Source organism: Carnobacterium alterfunditum DSM 5972, assembly GCF_000744115.1.
Classification (GTDB): Bacteria; Bacillota; Bacilli; order Lactobacillales; family Carnobacteriaceae; genus Carnobacterium_B; species Carnobacterium_B alterfunditum.
Genome location: NZ_JQLG01000004.1, coordinates 1,940,269 through 1,958,009 on the forward strand (window position 1 = coordinate 1,940,269; position 17,741 = coordinate 1,958,009).

At 33.6% G+C, this 17,741-nt stretch carries 19 protein-coding genes; 10 read left to right on the plus strand and 9 right to left on the minus strand.

Annotation, left to right across the window (positions count from 1 at the left end; translation table 11 throughout):
* Positions 1 to 233 precede the first annotated feature (233 nt).
* From BR50_RS09600 to BR50_RS09615, 4 genes are all read left to right on the plus strand, one after another.
* Positions 234 to 1,313, plus strand: a complete 1,080-nt coding sequence (locus BR50_RS09600; protein WP_034545658.1) for an IS30 family transposase — start codon at positions 234 to 236, stop codon at positions 1,311 to 1,313.
* Between the two features lie 325 nt (positions 1,314 to 1,638).
* A complete protein-coding gene (locus tag BR50_RS09605; protein WP_034548230.1) occupies positions 1,639 to 2,061 on the plus strand; it encodes a MarR family winged helix-turn-helix transcriptional regulator in 423 nt (140 codons plus the stop codon).
* 31 nt (positions 2,062 to 2,092) lie between these two features.
* Entirely contained in the window at positions 2,093 to 3,871 is a 1,779-nt protein-coding gene (locus BR50_RS09610) for an ABC transporter ATP-binding protein (protein WP_034548232.1), read from the plus strand.
* 4 nt (positions 3,872 to 3,875) lie between these two features.
* A complete protein-coding gene (locus tag BR50_RS09615; protein ID WP_034549137.1) occupies positions 3,876 to 5,666 on the plus strand; it encodes an ABC transporter ATP-binding protein in 1,791 nt (596 codons plus the stop codon).
* Positions 5,667 to 5,983: 317 nt separating this feature from the next.
* Here BR50_RS09615 and BR50_RS09620 read toward each other — a convergent pair whose 3' ends face one another.
* From BR50_RS09620 to BR50_RS09630, 3 genes are all read right to left on the minus strand, one after another.
* Positions 5,984 to 6,232 carry a GlsB/YeaQ/YmgE family stress response membrane protein gene (locus tag BR50_RS09620; protein WP_034548235.1) on the minus strand — a complete coding sequence of 83 codons (249 nt, stop codon included), beginning with the start codon at positions 6,230 to 6,232 and terminating at the stop codon, positions 5,984 to 5,986.
* A 319-nt stretch (positions 6,233 to 6,551) separates the two neighbouring features.
* Complete coding sequence (locus BR50_RS09625; protein WP_051905785.1) at positions 6,552 to 7,772, minus strand: toxic anion resistance protein; 1,221 nt, start codon at positions 7,770 to 7,772, stop codon at positions 6,552 to 6,554.
* A gap of 19 nt (positions 7,773 to 7,791) precedes the next feature.
* Positions 7,792 to 8,496: a 5-bromo-4-chloroindolyl phosphate hydrolysis family protein gene (locus BR50_RS09630; RefSeq protein WP_034548236.1), complete on the minus strand. Its 705-nt coding sequence runs from the start codon at positions 8,494 to 8,496 to the stop codon at positions 7,792 to 7,794.
* 273 nt (positions 8,497 to 8,769) lie between these two features.
* Between BR50_RS09630 and BR50_RS09635 the strand changes: the two genes are divergently transcribed.
* Genes BR50_RS09635 through BR50_RS09645 form a run of 3 tightly spaced genes read left to right on the plus strand, consistent with a single transcriptional unit; the run spans position 8,770 to position 10,304 of the window.
* Positions 8,770 to 9,321: an NUDIX domain-containing protein gene (locus tag BR50_RS09635; protein ID WP_034548238.1), complete on the plus strand. Its 552-nt coding sequence runs from the start codon at positions 8,770 to 8,772 to the stop codon at positions 9,319 to 9,321.
* 19 nt (positions 9,322 to 9,340) lie between these two features.
* Positions 9,341 to 9,592 (plus strand): cell wall synthase accessory phosphoprotein MacP, encoded by a 252-nt coding sequence (macP, locus tag BR50_RS09640; protein ID WP_034548240.1) that lies wholly within the window; start codon positions 9,341 to 9,343, stop codon positions 9,590 to 9,592.
* A 19-nt stretch (positions 9,593 to 9,611) separates the two neighbouring features.
* On the plus strand, positions 9,612 to 10,304 hold the full coding sequence (locus BR50_RS09645; RefSeq protein ID WP_034549140.1) for a 5'-methylthioadenosine/adenosylhomocysteine nucleosidase: 693 nt from the start codon (positions 9,612 to 9,614) through the stop codon (positions 10,302 to 10,304).
* A 62-nt stretch (positions 10,305 to 10,366) separates the two neighbouring features.
* Here BR50_RS09645 and BR50_RS09650 read toward each other — a convergent pair whose 3' ends face one another.
* Positions 10,367 to 10,861 carry a GNAT family N-acetyltransferase gene (locus BR50_RS09650; protein WP_034548242.1) on the minus strand — a complete coding sequence of 165 codons (495 nt, stop codon included), beginning with the start codon at positions 10,859 to 10,861 and terminating at the stop codon, positions 10,367 to 10,369.
* 219 nt (positions 10,862 to 11,080) lie between these two features.
* Between BR50_RS09650 and BR50_RS09655 the strand changes: the two genes are divergently transcribed.
* Positions 11,081 to 11,641 carry a GNAT family N-acetyltransferase gene (locus tag BR50_RS09655; protein ID WP_034548244.1) on the plus strand — a complete coding sequence of 187 codons (561 nt, stop codon included), beginning with the start codon at positions 11,081 to 11,083 and terminating at the stop codon, positions 11,639 to 11,641.
* 29 nt (positions 11,642 to 11,670) lie between these two features.
* Here the strand turns inward: BR50_RS09655 and BR50_RS09660 are convergent, their stop codons facing one another.
* On the minus strand, positions 11,671 to 12,111 hold the full coding sequence (locus BR50_RS09660) for a YueI family protein (RefSeq protein WP_034548245.1): 441 nt from the start codon (positions 12,109 to 12,111) through the stop codon (positions 11,671 to 11,673).
* 437 nt (positions 12,112 to 12,548) lie between these two features.
* On the opposite strand from BR50_RS09660, the gene BR50_RS09665 reads away from it, so the two are divergent.
* A complete protein-coding gene (locus BR50_RS09665) occupies positions 12,549 to 13,193 on the plus strand; it encodes a YktB family protein (RefSeq protein ID WP_034548246.1) in 645 nt (214 codons plus the stop codon).
* A gap of 63 nt (positions 13,194 to 13,256) precedes the next feature.
* Here the strand turns inward: BR50_RS09665 and BR50_RS09670 are convergent, their stop codons facing one another.
* The 4 genes from BR50_RS09670 to BR50_RS09680 form a co-directional block, all read right to left on the minus strand.
* Positions 13,257 to 13,721, minus strand: coding sequence for an S-ribosylhomocysteine lyase (locus BR50_RS09670; protein WP_034548248.1), 465 nt, complete (start codon positions 13,719 to 13,721; stop codon positions 13,257 to 13,259).
* A gap of 122 nt (positions 13,722 to 13,843) precedes the next feature.
* Entirely contained in the window at positions 13,844 to 14,014 is a 171-nt protein-coding gene (locus BR50_RS12790) for a hypothetical protein (RefSeq protein WP_156097507.1), read from the minus strand.
* A gap of 331 nt (positions 14,015 to 14,345) precedes the next feature.
* On the minus strand, positions 14,346 to 14,951 hold the full coding sequence (rpsD, locus tag BR50_RS09675; protein ID WP_034548251.1) for a 30S ribosomal protein S4: 606 nt from the start codon (positions 14,949 to 14,951) through the stop codon (positions 14,346 to 14,348).
* A 221-nt stretch (positions 14,952 to 15,172) separates the two neighbouring features.
* Positions 15,173 to 15,640, minus strand: coding sequence for a GAF domain-containing protein (locus BR50_RS09680; RefSeq protein ID WP_034548253.1), 468 nt, complete (start codon positions 15,638 to 15,640; stop codon positions 15,173 to 15,175).
* Positions 15,641 to 15,871: 231 nt separating this feature from the next.
* Between BR50_RS09680 and BR50_RS09685 the strand changes: the two genes are divergently transcribed.
* Positions 15,872 to 17,593: a septation ring formation regulator EzrA gene (locus BR50_RS09685; RefSeq protein ID WP_034548256.1), complete on the plus strand. Its 1,722-nt coding sequence runs from the start codon at positions 15,872 to 15,874 to the stop codon at positions 17,591 to 17,593.
* Positions 17,594 to 17,741: the final 148 nt, after the last annotated feature.

The following is a 17,741-nucleotide window of genomic DNA, read 5'->3' on the forward strand; positions in this document are numbered from 1 at the left end:
AAATAATAAAAATGTAATTGTAAAAGTAAAGCGTACAGCTCTATTAAAGTGCCAGCAGAGTAACAAATCTGTTGGTACTTTTTTGTGTTTTATTTTATATATTTTTTTAAAAGTTAGTTATTTGCTGGATTATATAATGAAGTTAGCCACTAAGGCTAAAATATAAAAACGCCATGTGAATTTCATGTTATATTGAAGTTACCACTAACTCTCAATAGACAGGATGAATTCACATGACGCACTCTAACGATAACACACCAGCACGTAAGGGGAAACACTTATCTTATTCAGAACGATCTCAAATTGCTATTTTGAAACAGGAAGATTATTCGAATCGTCCTATTGCTATTGTCCTGAATCGAGTACCTCAAACAATCAATAATGAGATAAAGCGTGGAACAATTACTCAACTTAAACGTCAAAAGCAAAAGAGTAAGATTTATGATTATTTTATTAGAATTTATGATGCTGGTACCGGTCAGGCTGTTTATGACAAGCATCGTTTAAACTGTGGCCGTCGACCAAAATGGGCGGATACAGATGCCTTTATAGAGTGGGCCGATGATAAAATGTTGACTGATAAATGGTCACCTGATGTAGTGGTTGGCTTTGCTTTAAAGCATGAGCTGTTTGATCCCACAATTATCCCTTGTACCACGACACTTTATTACTGGATAGATAGAGAGATTATGAGAACGAAAAACCTCGACCTTCTAGAAAAGCTGTCTCGGAAACCGAAGGTATTATCTCTGAAGAAGCGTCCAAATAAGCGTATACTTGGACAATCAATTGACAACCGTCCAAAAGAAATTGATAATCGTAAAACCTTTGGTCACTGGGAAATCGATACTGTGATTGGCAACAAAATAAAGACAGATGCCGTATTACTCACTTTGGTTGAACGCCAAACACGCCTTGAAGTTATTATGAAAATAAATGGTAAAGATCAAGAATCTGTAAATCAAGCGATTCGTACTCTTCAAGCACGATCCAGAGAGGACTTTCCAACTTTTTTCAAAACGATTACCTCAGATAATGGTTCTGAATTCGCGGGACTAGATGAGGCTTTGAAAGACACTTTAGATGTTTATTTCAGCCACCCTTATGCTTCTTTTGAACGAGGAACGAGTGAGAATCAACATAAATTTATTCGTCGATTCATTCCTAAAGGGAAGCCTATCAGCCAATTCACTGAGACACAATGCCTGCGAATTCAACAATGGATGAATGATTATCCCAGAAAAATATTAGATTATAGGACCCCACATGACTGCTTTGTGAACGCACTTCGCCTAGAACGACAAACAGCTTAAAAGCCTTTTTCGGCATAACTTGAAAGCTGGGAAGATGACCGTAGACAGTTCGTCGATAAACTTGTGATATCTCAGTGTAGCACCAAGCCTTACAAAATGAATTAAGCTCTTTAATTTTCACATGAAATAATTCTTTAACAAGTGGCTAACTTAAACTTGAAATTTACAAAAGTTAGTTATTTTCTATTGACTTAAAATTAGTAATAAGATAATATAGTTAGCGTGCTAACGATAAATCGTTTATTGAATAGTTATTAAAATAAAGCAAAAGATAGAGGTGAGATAAATTTTTTTTGATGAAGAGTGTAATAAAAAAGAAATTGGAATGGAAATACGTAAGCTAACGAATTTTATTCATAGAAATATCGAATCTAGAAAAATTGAAGATAAAGGTTTTCCTATGACTAAGATGCATGCAATGATCCTTGGATATTTAAATAAATTCAAAGATGAAGAGATATGTCAAAAAGATATTGAGAAAAAATTTTCGATGCGTCGATCTACTACTTCAAAAATGCTGAAAAATATGGAAGAAAAGGGTTTGATTGAGCGTGTTTCCATTGAACGAGATGCAAGAGTAAAAAAATTGCAATTATCAAAAAAAGGTAAAAGTTTGGTTGAAGAAGTGAGCAAAGAATTCCAAAGAATTGAAAATTTATTGTCTGAGGGTTTGACTGAAGAAGAAATTGAACAGTTTTTTGCAACGCTTGATAAAATGCAACAGAACATGTTGAAAGACATAGATTAAGATTTATTTATAGGGATAGAGGAGAACGATCATGTTAAAAACACTTAAATATTTAAAACGAAAAGAATGGATAATGATTTTATTTAGTATCCTATTTATCGTTACTCAAGTCTATCTGGATTTGGAATTACCAGAGTATATGTCAAAAATCACTCAACTTATTCAAATACCAGGATCAGAAATGCAAGATATCTTCAAAAATGGCGGATACATGATGTTATGTGCGGTAGGTAGTTTAGCAGCATCTTTTATAACCGTGTTTTTCGTTTCAAAAGTAGCTGCCGGTCTTTCGCGTACACTAAGAGCAGAAGTATTTACAAAAGTTGAAGGATTTTCGATGGAAGAAATCAATCGTTTTTCTACGGCAAGTTTGATTACCCGTTCTTCAAATGATGTCACGCAAATACAAATGGCTATGTCACTTGGTTTGCAAGTATTAATTAAAGCCCCTATTATGGCTGTTTGGGCAATCACAAAAATTGTAGACAAATCTTGGGAGTGGACACTCTCAACAGCCGGTGCAGTAGCTCTTTTATTAGTGATCATAGGAATTGTTGTGATATTTGCTATACCTAAATTCAAGATAATTCAAAGCTTAACTGATGATTTAAATCGTGTTACACGCGAAAACTTAACTGGGTTACGCGTTATCCGTGCATATAATGCAGAAGAGTTTGAAGAAGAAAAATTTGCAAGGGCTAATATTAAATTAACTAATACAAATTTATTCATTACTAGAATTATGTCTGTTATGGGGCCAGGAATGACCCTTATTATGAGTGGATTAAGTTTATCTATTTATTGGATAGGCGCTTACTTAATCAATGACGTCCAACTACTAAATCAAACAAGTGCTTTAGAACGCATTACTTTGTTCAGTGATATGGTTGTGTTCTCTGCATATGCAGTTCAAGTAGTTATTTCATTTATGATGTTAACATTTGTATTTATCATCTTACCACGTGCTTCTGTATCAGCTGGACGTATCATGGAAGTATTGGATACAAAAGCAATGATCAGTGATGGAACATTAACCCAAGCAGCAAGTTCTCAAAAAGGAACCGTTGAATTTAAGAATGTCACTTTCCAATACCCCGACGCTGCGGAAGCGATATTAAAAAATATATCCTTTACTGCAAATAGAGGTGAAACAGTTGCTTTTATCGGGTCTACTGGTAGCGGAAAAAGTACTTTGGTCAATTTGATTCCTCGGTTCTTTGATGTAACAAAGGGCGAAATAGTGATCAATGGTCATAACATTAAAGAGTATACGCAAAAAACGCTTCGTTCTTTGATCGGCTTTGTTCCGCAAAAAGCATTCTTATTTAGTGGAACAGTTCGCTCGAATGTTAGTTATGGTGATACTGGTCACGAGGTGGCAGATGCTGACATGAAAAAGGCAATTGAAATTGCACAAAGCAAAGACTTCGTTGAAGAGATGGAAGGCAGCTATGATGCCTCAATTTCTCAATCAGGTAGCAATGTATCTGGCGGCCAACGCCAACGTTTAGCCATTTCTCGTGCTATTTCACGCAAACCAGAAATTTTAGTGTTTGATGATTCATTTTCAGCATTAGATTTTAAAACAGACCGAATTTTGCGTGCAGCTTTAAATACAGAATTAGCAGATACGACAAAACTAATCGTTGCCCAACGGATCGGTACGATTCGTGATGCAGATAAAATTATTGTTTTAGAAGAAGGCGAAATTGTTGGAATTGGTACACATCAAGAATTGATGCAAACATGTGAAGTCTATCAAGACATCGCTTATTCTCAACTTTCTAAGGAGGAATTAGCAGGTGAGTAAACAAATGAGAGCTTTATCCGATAGACCATTGGCAGGGAAAAAACCAGATAATTTCAAAGAATCTATTGGTAAATTAGCCAATTACTGCAAGATATATATTTGGTACATTGTAGTAGCAATTATTTTTGCGGTTTTCGGCACAATATTCAACTTAGTTGGTCCTAACCGCCTTAGTGAAATTACTGATATCATCACCTCAGGAATCACTGGAGAAATTGATTTAGAGAAGATAAAAAATATAGGTTTATTTCTAGCTGTGCTTTATGTTATTGGCTTTGTTTTATCTTATTTCCAAGGATTTATCATGGCAACAGTAACCCAAAAAGTGACTAAACAATTGCGTACAGATATTTCGACCAAAATAAATCGTTTGCCACTCCGGTACTTTGATAGCAATAATCATGGAGATATTTTAAGTCGCGTGACAAATGATATTGATACGATTGGTCAAACGTTAAATCAAAGTTTAGGTCAATTAGTTACGGCAATCAGTTTATTCAGTGGTTCATTGATCATGATGTTTTATACAAATGTACTAATGGCGATTTCCGCTGTTCTATCAACGGCTATAGGATTTATTTTAATGATCCTCATCATCAAACAATCACAAAAGTTTTTCAGACAACAACAAAAGAGTTTGGGTGAATTAAACGGCCATGTTGAAGAAATTTACACTGGGCATAATATCGTAAAAGCATTTAATGGTGAAGAATCAGCTATTAATGAATTTAATGAAATCAATAATACATTATTTGACAGTGCTTGGAAATCTCAATATGTTTCAGGGTTAATGATGCCCTTAATGGGCTTTATTGGGAATTTCGGATATGTAGTTGTCTGTGTAGTCGGGGCCTATCTGGCATTTAATGACTATATTACCTTTGGTGTAATTGTAGCATTCATGTTGTATATCCGTTTCTTTACACAACCGCTATCACAAATTGCACAAGCTTTTACAAGCTTACAGTCGGCTGCAGCGGCTAGTGAACGTGTTTTCGATTTATTAGAAGAAGAAGAATTAGAAGCAGAATCTGAAAAAGCAACTTCATTAGGTAAAGTTAAAGGAGATGTAACATTTAAACATGTTACATTTGGTTATGATCCGGGGAAAAAAATCATCAAAGACTTCTCATTGGAGGCTAAGGCGGGTCAAAAAATTGCTATTGTTGGTCCTACAGGTGCAGGGAAAACAACCTTAGTAAATTTATTAATGCGTTTCTATGAAGTAAACAGTGGAGAAATATATATTGATGGAATGAAAATTTCGAGTGTAACACGTGGTGCTTTGCATGAACAATTCTGTATGGTATTGCAAGAGACTTGGTTATTTGAAGGAACAGTTAGAGAAAATATTGTCTACAGTAAGCAAGGTGTAAGTGATGAAACAGTGATCAATGCTTGTAAAGCTGTCGGAGTGCATCACTTTATTCAAACCTTACCGCACGGTTATGATACTGTTCTTGATGATACAACAAGTTTGTCTGCTGGACAAAAACAATTAATGACGATTGCTCGTGCACTAGTAGCAGATGCACCATTGTTGATTTTAGATGAGGCAACAAGTTCAGTTGATACACGTACTGAACTTGTTATTCAAAATGCTATGGATCATTTAATGAGTGGAAGAACGTCTTTCGTTATTGCACATCGTTTATCGACAATTAAAAATGCAGATTTGATTATTGTTATGAAAGACGGAGATGTAGTAGAAAGTGGAAACCATGATGTTCTACTGGAAAAAAATGGTTTTTATGCTGATCTTTATAACAGTCAATTCGATCAAGAAGAAGAGTGAAATAAAAGGTAGACTCAAAAGAACGGTCAGATAGTTTGGGGGTGTGGATGAAGAAATTCATCTGCACTTTTTTATTTTAAATATAAAAGTGGAATTTTTATCCAAAATAAAGCTGCTGTACTATTCTAAAGAAGTTAGGGGTGTAATACACTAATATTGAAAGAGAGCTAAGGACGATAATAGAACCTCTGAGGCTTTTTACCTATAACTATCCTTAAACAGAGTTAAGCTATCTGAGATTAGCATTTTAAGGTATATAATGACAAAAAAACAGCCCAAGAAATTTCTTTCTTGAGCCGTTTTAGTATTAATTCTAATTAACCTTTACGTCTTCCAATAATAAGTGAGAAGATAAAAATTAAAACGATAGCTCCGATTAATGCTGGAATAATCGCAAAACCACCAATAACAGGTCCGAAGTCGCTTAATAACGAACTACCGATCCATGATCCAATAAAACCGACAATAATATTTCCGATGATACCGCCTGGTACATCTTTACCAACTATCATACCTGCGACAGCTCCTAAAATTCCACCTACAATTAATGACCAAATAAATCCCATGTTCTTTTCCTCCTTCAAAAAAATATTTTTCTTTATTACACTTATTAGTATAGTCACAAATCGTTCACATATCAAACGATATGCTCTTTTTACTAAAGACATAAAAAGTGGGTCAAATATTTTTAGTGTTGCTAGATTAGCCAGATCACTAACCCTTGAAATTTGTGAAGGAATAGGTGTTACTTGAGGCTTGAAAACCGTATGACGTTCTTTTTTTTTGGGTGGTTCTAAGTCTCTCAATAAGTAAACTCGTTAGCAAAAAAATATCTGAATAATAAAATGAAAGGTACCATTTTATCGTCCAGATATTTTTTCAGTTTCACTGTTTGTCTGTTGTAAGTTCTAATAATTTATCGCGTAAAGAAGTTTCCATGATCGATAATTCTTTTTCGGCTTCCTTCCGTTTGATTCGTCCATCTTGTTGGATCTGTAAGGTTTCTTGCAGCGTTTCAATTAAATCATTTTGTGTTTGTTGTAAGGTTTCAATGTCAATGATGCCACGTTCATTTTCTTTTGCCGTTTCAATAGAAGAAATTTTCAACATTTCAGAGTTTTTCTTCATTAAATCATTCGTTGTTTCAGATACTTGTCTTTGAGCAGTAACCGCATCTTTTTGACGAAGCAGAGTAAGAGCAATCGCAATTTGATTTTTCCATAAAGGAATAGCCATATTTATAGAAGACTGAATTTTTTCTGCTAAGGCTTGATTAGTATTTTGAATCAAACGAATCTGTGGGGCTTGCTGAATGGTCATTTGACGTGCAAGTTTTAAATCATGCGTCCGTTTTTCTAAACGATCTAAAAATTGATTTAAATCATTTACGATTTGTACATCCATTTGGTTTGTACTGGTTTCGGCTTTTTTAACAGCTTTTGGAATAAGGCTATTAAGCAACTCGTCAATTTTTAGTTCACCAGCAGCAATATAAATATTTAATGCATCAAAATAATCTTTATTCTTATTGTAGAGCTGTTCTAACATTAGATTATCGTTTAATAAACCAGCTTTTTCTTTATCTAATTTTACAGATATTTTATCTATTTGAGCACCGATTTTTTGATATTTTGCCGTCATTTCATAAATTGATTTTTTTACACGACCAAATAATTTTTTGAAAACATTGCTGTCTTCAGCCCGTAAATCTTCTGGATTAGCCTCTTGTAATCGGTACATTAGATCATTTAAGGTATCGCCAATTTCTCCGGTATCTTGGTTTTGAACATGATTCAACATGGAATGAGAAAATTCACCAAGTTTTTGTTGAGCAGCTGAACCATACATCATGACTGACTGGGCATTTGTTACATCTATTTGTTCAGCTAAAGATTTAGCTTGCTCTTGACGTTCTTTTGATAAACTATCAATTAAGCGGGGCACCTGTTCTGTTTGAATCATTTCTTTTTCTATTTGTTCTTGTTTTTGTAACACAGGAGTATTCGCCAATACATCCCCAAATGGATTAGCTAATAAATTTTCTAATTCAGAGTCGACTTCTTTAATTTCAGAAGGTTGATTTAGTGTTTCGTTTTCCTTGTCCATCTTACCATCTCCTTAAAGATTATAATTCTTCTGATTCAATTGATTGTGTATTTCCATTATCGCGTTCAATAGCTTTCTTTGCAAGTTCTACCTCAATGGCCATATCTTCAAAATCATCAGATTTAAAAAGAACATAATCTTCAACAATCAACTGACACATTTCATCGATTGTAGAGGCACTTTCGTCAAGTATATCAAAGGTAGATTTATTTTTAACTTCATGCCTGCTGATCTCCAAGTACTTCTCTGTTAGATCGGTTAAAGAGGGAAGGTGTACATATAAAAATTTATTTACTTCATGCAAACGATTAGGTTCTTCTGTGATACCTTTAAATAGAGACTTGGACAATTGAATGGTATTATTTCGTTTTTCAATTGCTTCAAGTTTAGAAATACTGTTTAAATTCTTTTCTAAACGTAATAATTTTAATTTAGCAGTATGCATAGTTTCTCTGAAAAATTGTATTTCTTCTTTTGTCATCCCTTTAGATTTATAAAAGGCTTCTTTTTCAGCAGATATTCGATTTAATTTTTTAGAAGAATCAGAATCTTCATTTAGCGATTGTTTATAAATAAAGAACGCTCCTGTTCCAAGGCTGATGACTAGTGACCAGAAAAACTCAAAATTAAAGATAAAGTAAACGACAACGAAAATTAAAATAGTGGTCATACCTATTAAAGTGTAATAAAGGATATCTCCTATATTTTTCATGTTTTTTTTCATACAATTCACTCCATTAATTTATTTTTTTTAATAATTGTTAAATTTATTTCCTTAACCTTATTTTAGCATAAATAACTGCAAAACTCCTATCAGACCTAAGAATGATTTCTTGCTAAAACTATTGAGGTGGAACTAGCAATAGATACGGATAAATTCTTTATAGTAAATTATAATGTGGATGGATAAAAATTGCAGAACATAGCCCTAATTGAAAAAAGAGAAGATGAAAGGTATGATAAGACAAAAGTATAAATCATACAAGGAGGAATTTTAATGGATTTTGAAGAAAAAACACTTTCTAGTAAGAATATTTATAAAGGGAATTTAATTGATTTTGTAGTAGATGACGTTCAATTACCTAATGGAGAAACTTCCACCAGAGAGCTGGTCAAACATCCCGGTGCAGTAGCCATTATGGCCATCACAGCCGATGAGAAAATGATTTTTGTTAAACAATACCGAAAAGCAGTTGAACAAGTACTATTAGAAATACCTGCTGGGAAAATTGATTTGACAGATAAGAGTCCTTTAGAAACTGGGAAAAGAGAGCTTGAAGAAGAAACGGGATTTCATGCGGAATCATTTGAATTAGAAACTTCTTTTTATACTTCCCCGGGCTTTGCCAATGAATTGATTTATATTTATGTGGCTCGTGGACTAACGAGAGTAGAAACTCCTCTTGCTCAAGATGAAGATGAGTTTATCGAACTGGTCTGTTTAACTTTTGATGAAGCATGGGAAGCCTATGAAAAACACTTGATTTATGATGCGAAAACAGTATATGCTCTTATTGCTTGGAAATTAAAGTTAGCCACAAAGAATTAGAAGGGATGATTTTCGCTAGATGAATTTAAAAACTAGAGCAGAGATTAGAAAAGATAACCAATTAGAAGAGAAAAAACAAAAGGAAAGAGATAAAGAACGAGAACAAGTAGAGCGCGAATACCAAAAAAAATTAGAAAAAGAAGGTATTGTTACGAAAAGCCGTAAAAGTGAAAATGATAAAATTCGTAACAGAGGGCGTAAGTTGGATAAAATCATTCTAGTTGTAACGGTGTTACTGATTATTGTTTTAGCAATTGTATTTATTTTTTAGATTAGAGAGGAATTGAATGATGAAAATTGGAATTATTGGTGCTATGCAAGAGGAAATAACGGTACTAAAGAATAGTATGAGAGATAAAAATGAGTCGGTGGAGGCAAATGCCTCGTTTACGTCGGGTAAAATTGAGCAGATCGAAGTAATTTTAGTCCAGTCCGGTATAGGCAAAGTGAACTCAGCAATTTCAGCAACCTTATTAATAGCTAAACATGAAGTAGATGCTATTATCAATACTGGATCTGCTGGAGGAATTGGCGAAGGGCTAGCTGTAGGAGATGTCGTTATTTCAACTGAACTAGCCTACCATGACGTTGATGCAACCGTTTTTGATTATGTCATTGGGCAAGTTCCACAGATGCCAGCTCGCTATCAAGCAGACAGTGTTCTCTTAGAGCAAACCAAGGAAGCAGCGAGAAAAGTAGGATTGAAAACAGTTGAGGGATTGATTGTTACGAGTGATTCTTTTGTTGCTGATAAAAAAATTGTGCAACGAATCAAACACAATTTTCCAGATGCGTTAGCCTCTGAGATGGAAGGGGCAGCGATTGCTCAAGTTTGTTACCAGTTCAATAAGCCCTTTGTTATCGTAAGAGCTATGTCTGATGTAGCAGACGAAGAAGCAGGAGTGAGTTTTGACGAATTCATCATTGAAGCAGGTAAGAAATCTGGCGAAATGGTAAAGGAGTTAGTTAAAAATTTAGTTTGATCCATTAAATCAAAAGGAAGAAACACAGTGTTTTAGCTATGTTTCTTCCTTTTGATTTACGGTCAAAAAATTTGGGAATGATTTTCTAATTGTTTATAAGCTATTTCAGTATAAACCTCATAGCCTAATTGAGGGTAAAGATTTTTTGCGATTTCATTTTGAGACCAGTAGTGAAGTTCCATCTGTGTAATGTCCTGTTCTTTTGCAAAATTATCAGCAAACTTCAAAATCACTTTGCTCAAACCTCTGCCTTGATATGCAGGCATGATCAAGACATGGTGTAAGTACAGTCGAGTGTATCCATAACGATATACCGTTTCAGGTACAGCTTCTTCTTCCAACCATAGATAAGCTGCAATTTGCTCAGGGTCTTTTTGATCATCGACCCAAAGAAAGATTTGTTGTTTTGGATTTTTAAATGTTTCTTGAAAATGATGCATGATCTCTTTCTCGTTATAAGGTTTGAAAAACTCAGGATACAGTTTTTTGTGGTGGTCTTGCATGATATTTCCTAATTTAGCCATTAATTGTGCATCTCTTGTTTCAATTACTTTCATATTAAAACCTCACTTAATTTTTTTTGGAAAAATAAAAAGATGAGACAAGCTTATCATGAGACCGAATAAAATTAAATGTATTTTTTTATTTGAGCAAATTAGTTTTCAAAAATAGAATAACAAGGTTGCTATAAGAACGAAATCATTTTAGAATAAAGAGGTAAAGTATAATTATTATGTACAGTTTATTTTAAATTAGCAGGAAAGAGGCTGTTAGCGGTGAATATATTAGAGACAGAACGCCTACTACTTATACCTTATCAATTGTCATATATTGAAGCCACACTTATTGGCGATGACAGATTAAGCGAAGTATCTGGATACCATGTTGCAGAAGAATGGCCTGGTGTAGAGTTTTTCTTTTATTTACCTTATGTATTGGAATCAGTAAAGGACGACAGAATCAAAGAAAAATGGACCCATCTAATCGTACTAAAATCTGAAAATAAAATTATAGGAGAGGTGAGCGCACAAGGCACCCCAGAACTAACGAGGGAAGCAGAATTAGGTTACGGGGTAGTAGAGGCCTACGCAGGAAAAGGGTACGCGACGGAAGGAGCGCAAGCTTTTTTAAATTGGCTGGATTCTGAAAAAATCAAGGTAGTGAGAGCCAAAACTTATTTGTATCATAAAAAATCACAACATATTTTAAAAAAGTTAGGATTTGTAAAAACAGGTGAAAGTAATTTTACGGGTGGCGAACGGGTGGCAAATTTTGAATGGAAGTCAAATCAAATTCTGTATCACGAAAATAGAACCCAAAGCGAAAAAGCTAAATGAAAAACAGTTAGCTTTTTCCGTCTTTTAGATCAAAAAAATAATTTTTTGAATAATGAAGCTTTTTCTTCTACCTCTTTTTGAGGAGCATTCTGAGGATACTTGACCGCTACATCAACTGTTTTTTCATTAACAGCATCAGTCGAAACATAAATCAAACCAAGTGGACTACGCTGAGCTCCTTCATCGGATACGATTCGAAAAGAACAATCGTTTTCTTGACTTAATTTAATATAGGGACTTAATAGATTCATATCAACTTGTCCGTTTAATAGTAATTGTTGATTTGGGTGAAGTTGAATTTCTTTCTTCAGCGATTCAAGATAGTCATTAGAGGTAAGCTGTTCAATAGTCATAGATAAGTAAACGCGTTCCCTAAGACTACCAAAATACTTGTTTCTTTCATCTGGATTCGTCTTTTTATTTCCATAGATACCTTTTGATAAATAGTCTTGAGTGTCTCTGTCAGCCATTTTAAAAGCCCCCTTTGGTAATTAATTGGCAATCAAATATAGGTCTAAATAATGTGTTAGATTGATTTTCAGTATAGCATGAACCTTTATAAAATAAAACTTTTTTCATTTGCTCAACTGTACACAAAAAAACATAAAAATTATTGCTTTTTATAAAAAAATTATATACAATCGGCATCAGTAATGAATAAAATATGCGACTGAATTAGTAATAAGGTTTTGGTTCGTTCAAACAAGTGGGATCAAGATTGTCTCTTTAGAAGTAACAGCAGACCCTTTAATCCAGTAAACAGCTGCTTTTAGGGACGAAAAAAATAGTTATTTGACGCTTGGCATTTGGTAGTTATCGGATGGTGAGATCCAGTTAACGCAATTAATAATAGATGAAATGAGAACAACTATTGAGTAATACTGGTTGTGTTCTAGGAGTGTGAGAAATGGAAAATTGTACGTTTACTGAGGCTGATTTTGCTGTGTTTGCAATTGAAGGATTAGAACCGAGAATGTCAGCTATTCGAAAACAAATCCAACCGAAGTTTCATAGGTTAGGGCAAGAATTTGCAAAAGTATTAGCTGTTGAACTAGATATAAAAAGTCTACCTGTCCATATTGCACAGCACATAAGAAGAACGAAAAATCCTCCAAAAGATACCTGGCTGGCAATTGGAGGAGACAACAGAGGTTATAAAAAATACCCTCATTTTCAATTAGGGTTGTATGAAACGCATGTCTTTATCTGGTTGGCTTTTATTGATAATCCTTTACATGAAGAAAAAATGGCTTTACAAATAATTGAAGATCCAGCTCTATTATTCAAAGTTCCTGATGATTATGTTGTTTCATGGGACCATACAAAAGAGCAAGTAGTACCAATTCATGAAGCCAATTTATTGAACGGGTTAATTCGATGGCAGACAATTAAAAAAGGAGAATTTTTAATTGGCAGACAAATTTCGGCTGAAGATCCACTCCTAATAAGTCCGGAAGAGACTCAACGATTTATACTCGATACATTTAAACAGTTATTGCCGCTGTATAGACAAGCTTACAGTGTATATGAAATAAAAGAAATCCATATTTAAGAACAATAAAAGGATCCAATACGACTTTGAGCGTATTGGATCCTTTTTTATAAGATGGAATTATTAAGCAAATACAATATGCCATTCATTGCGTTTTGCTAAGAAATCTTTGGCTAATTTTTGTGCACCCTCTAGAGTGTGATTAGCTGCCCAACCGCATTGCGTTTCGTTGCTCGCTGGAACCTCAGTAGCCACTAAGATATCCTCCATTGTTTTTTGTAACACGTCTAAAATCTCATTGTAATTCTCATGATTAATGACCGTTAGATAGAAACCTGTTTGACATCCCATAGGACCAAAGTCAATGATATAATCTGCATGGTTACGAATCAGTTCAGCCGTTAAATGCTCTAAAGAGTGGAGACTCATCATATCCATATGCTCTTTATTTGGTTGTGAAAAACGGATATCATATTTTAAAATTTTATCGCCATTCGATCCGATTTTTTTATCCGCTAGTCTAACGTAAGGTGCTTTGACTTTTGTATGATCTAAGTTGAAACTTTCTACATTCATTTTACTTGTCATAAAACAATTACTCCTCTTTTTTAACTTTATTTAAGTTGCTATTACTTAGTGTACCATTTTTAGAGAAATTCTAAAAATATTTATTTTTTGATAGATAACGAAAAAACACTGAATGTAAAATCTCAGCGTTCATCATCTTTGTTGCTATCTTTTTGCTCATTCAATTTGCGGACGATAAATTCATAATGTATAAGTGCATTAAAATCATCTTGATAATGAATAACTATTTTAGATTTATTACTTTTTAATTTGACAGAAGGACCAGTAACTTCAATTACTGTATTATTAGACACAGTATACACTCCTTTTTAGTGGAATAAATTTAATGGGTAGGGACGAATAGAAAATCTGGATAACAAAAACAAATAATTGCTAGGTTATTAATTAATAAAGCTTACCACAAAAATGGATAGATGAAAATATACTTGAACTACTTTTTCGTTTTTCTCATCAAATTCATATGAGACCTCATAACCAACTAGTTGGAGCGGTTAAGAACTATTAAATCTGAATAAATTTTATGCTCTAGAATATTATTGAAGCAGGAATGAAATAGAAAAAAACCCACAAACATTTTGGTAAATGTTTGTGGGTTTAAGAATCTGTTTATTACTCTAATTAAGATTAACGAGAGTAATATTCAACGATGATTGTTTCATCGATTTCAGCAGATAATTCATCTCTTAATGGTAAACGGTTATATGAACCTTCTAATTTTTCAACATCGAAAGTTACGTATTCAGGACGGCCAAATAATGATTCAGCAGCTGATTTAATAATTTCCATGTTTTTAGATTTTTCACGAACAGTGATAACTTGTCCAACTGAAACGCTGTATGATGGGATATCAACGCGTTTGCCATCAACAAGGATGTGGCCATGATTTACTAATTGACGTGATTGACGACGAGTAGTAGCTAAACCTAAACGGTAAACAACATTATCTAAACGTTGTTCTAAAAGGATCATGAAGTTTTCACCATGTTTACCTTCTTTGAATTTACCAGCTTTTAAGAATAAGTTACTAAATTGACGTTCGTTCAAACCAAACATATGACGTAATTTTTGTTTTTCTTGTAATTGAATACCGTATTCTGTTAATTTCTTACGGCTGTTTGGACCATGAGGACCTGGAGCGTAAGGACGGCGTTCGATTTCTTTACCTGTGCCAGAAAGTGAAATGCCTAGACGACGAGAAACTTTCCAACTTGGACCTGTATAACGTGACATAATGTAATTCCTCCAATAAATTTTTTTTTTGGAGTAAAATAATAAGTTGAAGTTCAGTATTTCGTGCAGTCCATTTTTCAATCTTCACCTTTGCAGCCATAGGTTACGCAATTGCACCATTGTTGGCAACGAACTGTTGACGTGAATACCACTCTCACGCTGCATTATTTTACACATTTGCAAGTATACGCTATAAAACATTGAAAAGTCAAGTCATACGGTTAGATACTTGAAGAATCTAACAGAATATTGACAAATTCTTCTAAATACTTTTGATCGATTTCATCAAAACGGTTAGTAATCGGAGCATCAATATCTAATACCCCAATAGCGCGACCATCTTTGACCAAAGGCACAACGATTTCAGACTGACTGGCAGCATCACAAGCGATATGTCCTGGAAATTGATTAACATCTTCAACAAAGATGCTCTCTTTTTTTACAAAGGCAGTCCCGCAGACTCCTTTTCCAAGTTGGATTCTTATACAAGCTACTTTGCCTTGGAAAGGCCCTAAGACAAGTTCGTCAGAAGCAGGCTCATATAAGTAAAATCCTGCCCAATTGATAGAAGGTAAGTTTTCAAATAATAAAGCGGCTGCGTTGCTAAAATTAGCGATGAAATTAGTTTCATCACCGATAATTGCACTCAATTGTTTAATCGTTAATGAATAAGTAGCTTTTTTTGTCATGTGAACACTCCTTTAAAATTCATGATACCACTCCGTAAAAATTAATTTTTCCTAGATTTTCCTAGATTGAGGTGTGAGAATGATTTCTTCTATGTTATAATATACAATAGGAGTTTTTATAAGTAAATCCTTATTGTTAAATCAAGTCAATCGTTACATGGATACATAAATAAAATAACTGTTTTATGAAATTAAAATGAAGTCAGCAGTAACTCAATCGGAGGTTTTAGAATGGAAATGGAAACTGTTTTAATTGTTATCATTGTACTAGCTGTTGCAGCTTATGGGACAGGTTATTTTATGAAAAAAAAGCATTATCAAACTATTAATAACTTGGAGCAACAAAAATTTGATTTAATGGATACATCAGTTGCTGAAACGATTCAAAATGTTGAAATTCTTTCTTTAACGGGTCAAACAGAGAAAAATTTTGAACAATGGAAAGATAAATGGAAACAAATTGAACTAACTGCATTTCCAGATATAGAGAATCTGCTATTTGATGCTGAACAAACGACAGACAGATTTCAGTTGATTAAAGCTGGCAAATCTGAAAGTAGAAGTAGAGAGTTGATTGAGAGTACTAAAAATAAAATAAAAGAGATTCAATTAGCGCTAAACGAATTATTGAAGAGTGAAGAGAAAAATAGCCAAGCAATTAAGAAAGTTGAAGAAATGTATCAAGGTATACGGAAAAAATTGCTGACCCAAAGCTTTTCTTTCGGTCCAGCATTAGATAAACTTGAAAAGAAACTCACATTTTTAGAATTAAGTTTTTCCAATTTTTTTGAACTAACTTCCTCTGGAGATCACATTGAAGCTGAAGAAGTATTGAAAAAGGTTAATTATGAGACAAAAGAGTTAAATGACGCTGTCACTACTATTCCTAGTTTAGTTAAAGAAATCAGCAATGAATTCCCAGCTCAAATCCAAGAATTAAAAGAAGGTTATCATGAATTAAAAGATGTGCAGCATTTTGTCTTTTTAGGAGACACACTGACATCCGATATTGCTGAAATTGAACAAGACATAGAACAAGGTGAAAAATTAATAAAACAATGTGAAACCGAAAAAGTTGAAAAGTTGAATTCAATCATTGAAGAAAAAATCAATCATTTGTATGATGTTATGGAAGCTGAAATAAGCGCTAGAGAAGCAGTAGAGAAAGAACAACCTATTTTGGCGAAACTTATTGAATTTGTGAACAAAAGAAATCAACAATTATTGATTGAAATTGATCGAGTATCTCAAAGTTACACACTTGACGATACATTCTCACAACAAACAAAAGACATGCAAGAACAAATTGAAGAAATTCAATTGAATTTTGAAACGTTTAATAATGGAATAGAAAAAAATCAAGCTGTGTATACGGTTGTAGCAGAAAGCCATGCTGAAGATAGTGAAAGATTGGCTCAAATTGAGGAGAAACAAGAAAAATTGATCAAACAACTGGCTGACTTACGCGAGGAAGAAACAGAAGTTAAAGAAAAAATTGATGATTTTGAGTTTAATATGCGAGGAATCAAACGCTACATTGAAAAGCAGCATTTACCGGGATTACCTGAAGAATATTTAGATTTGTTTTTCGTCACTACAGAGCGTATTGAAAAATTAGCGAAAGAATTAAATAAATTGAAAATCGATATGACTGAGATTAAAAAAATGTGTGAGATGTGTGAAGATGACGTTGAACTGCTTATTGATAAGACTGAAGAAATCGTGGATAGTGCAATATTAACTGAGTACATGATGCAATATGCTAACCGATACCGAAATGACCATCCTCAAATCGGAGAAGCTATTTTAGAAAGTAATGAATTATTTAATAAAGAATTTCAATATAAAGAAGCGCTTGAAATTATCTCAACGGCATTAGAAGTTGTGGAACCTGGTTCATTTAAAAAAGTTGAGAATCAATATTATGAAGAAAAAAGCAGAACTGCTAAATAACAAAGAATAAATAAATCTAATTAAAAAGAATAAAACAGAGTAGTGAAGAAAACTACTCTGTTTTATTTTGTTAAAATAAATAGACGTGCCTTGTATTGAAAAAAGTTTTTGTTATAATGAGTAAAGAATTTTCAAGTGTGGGATAACC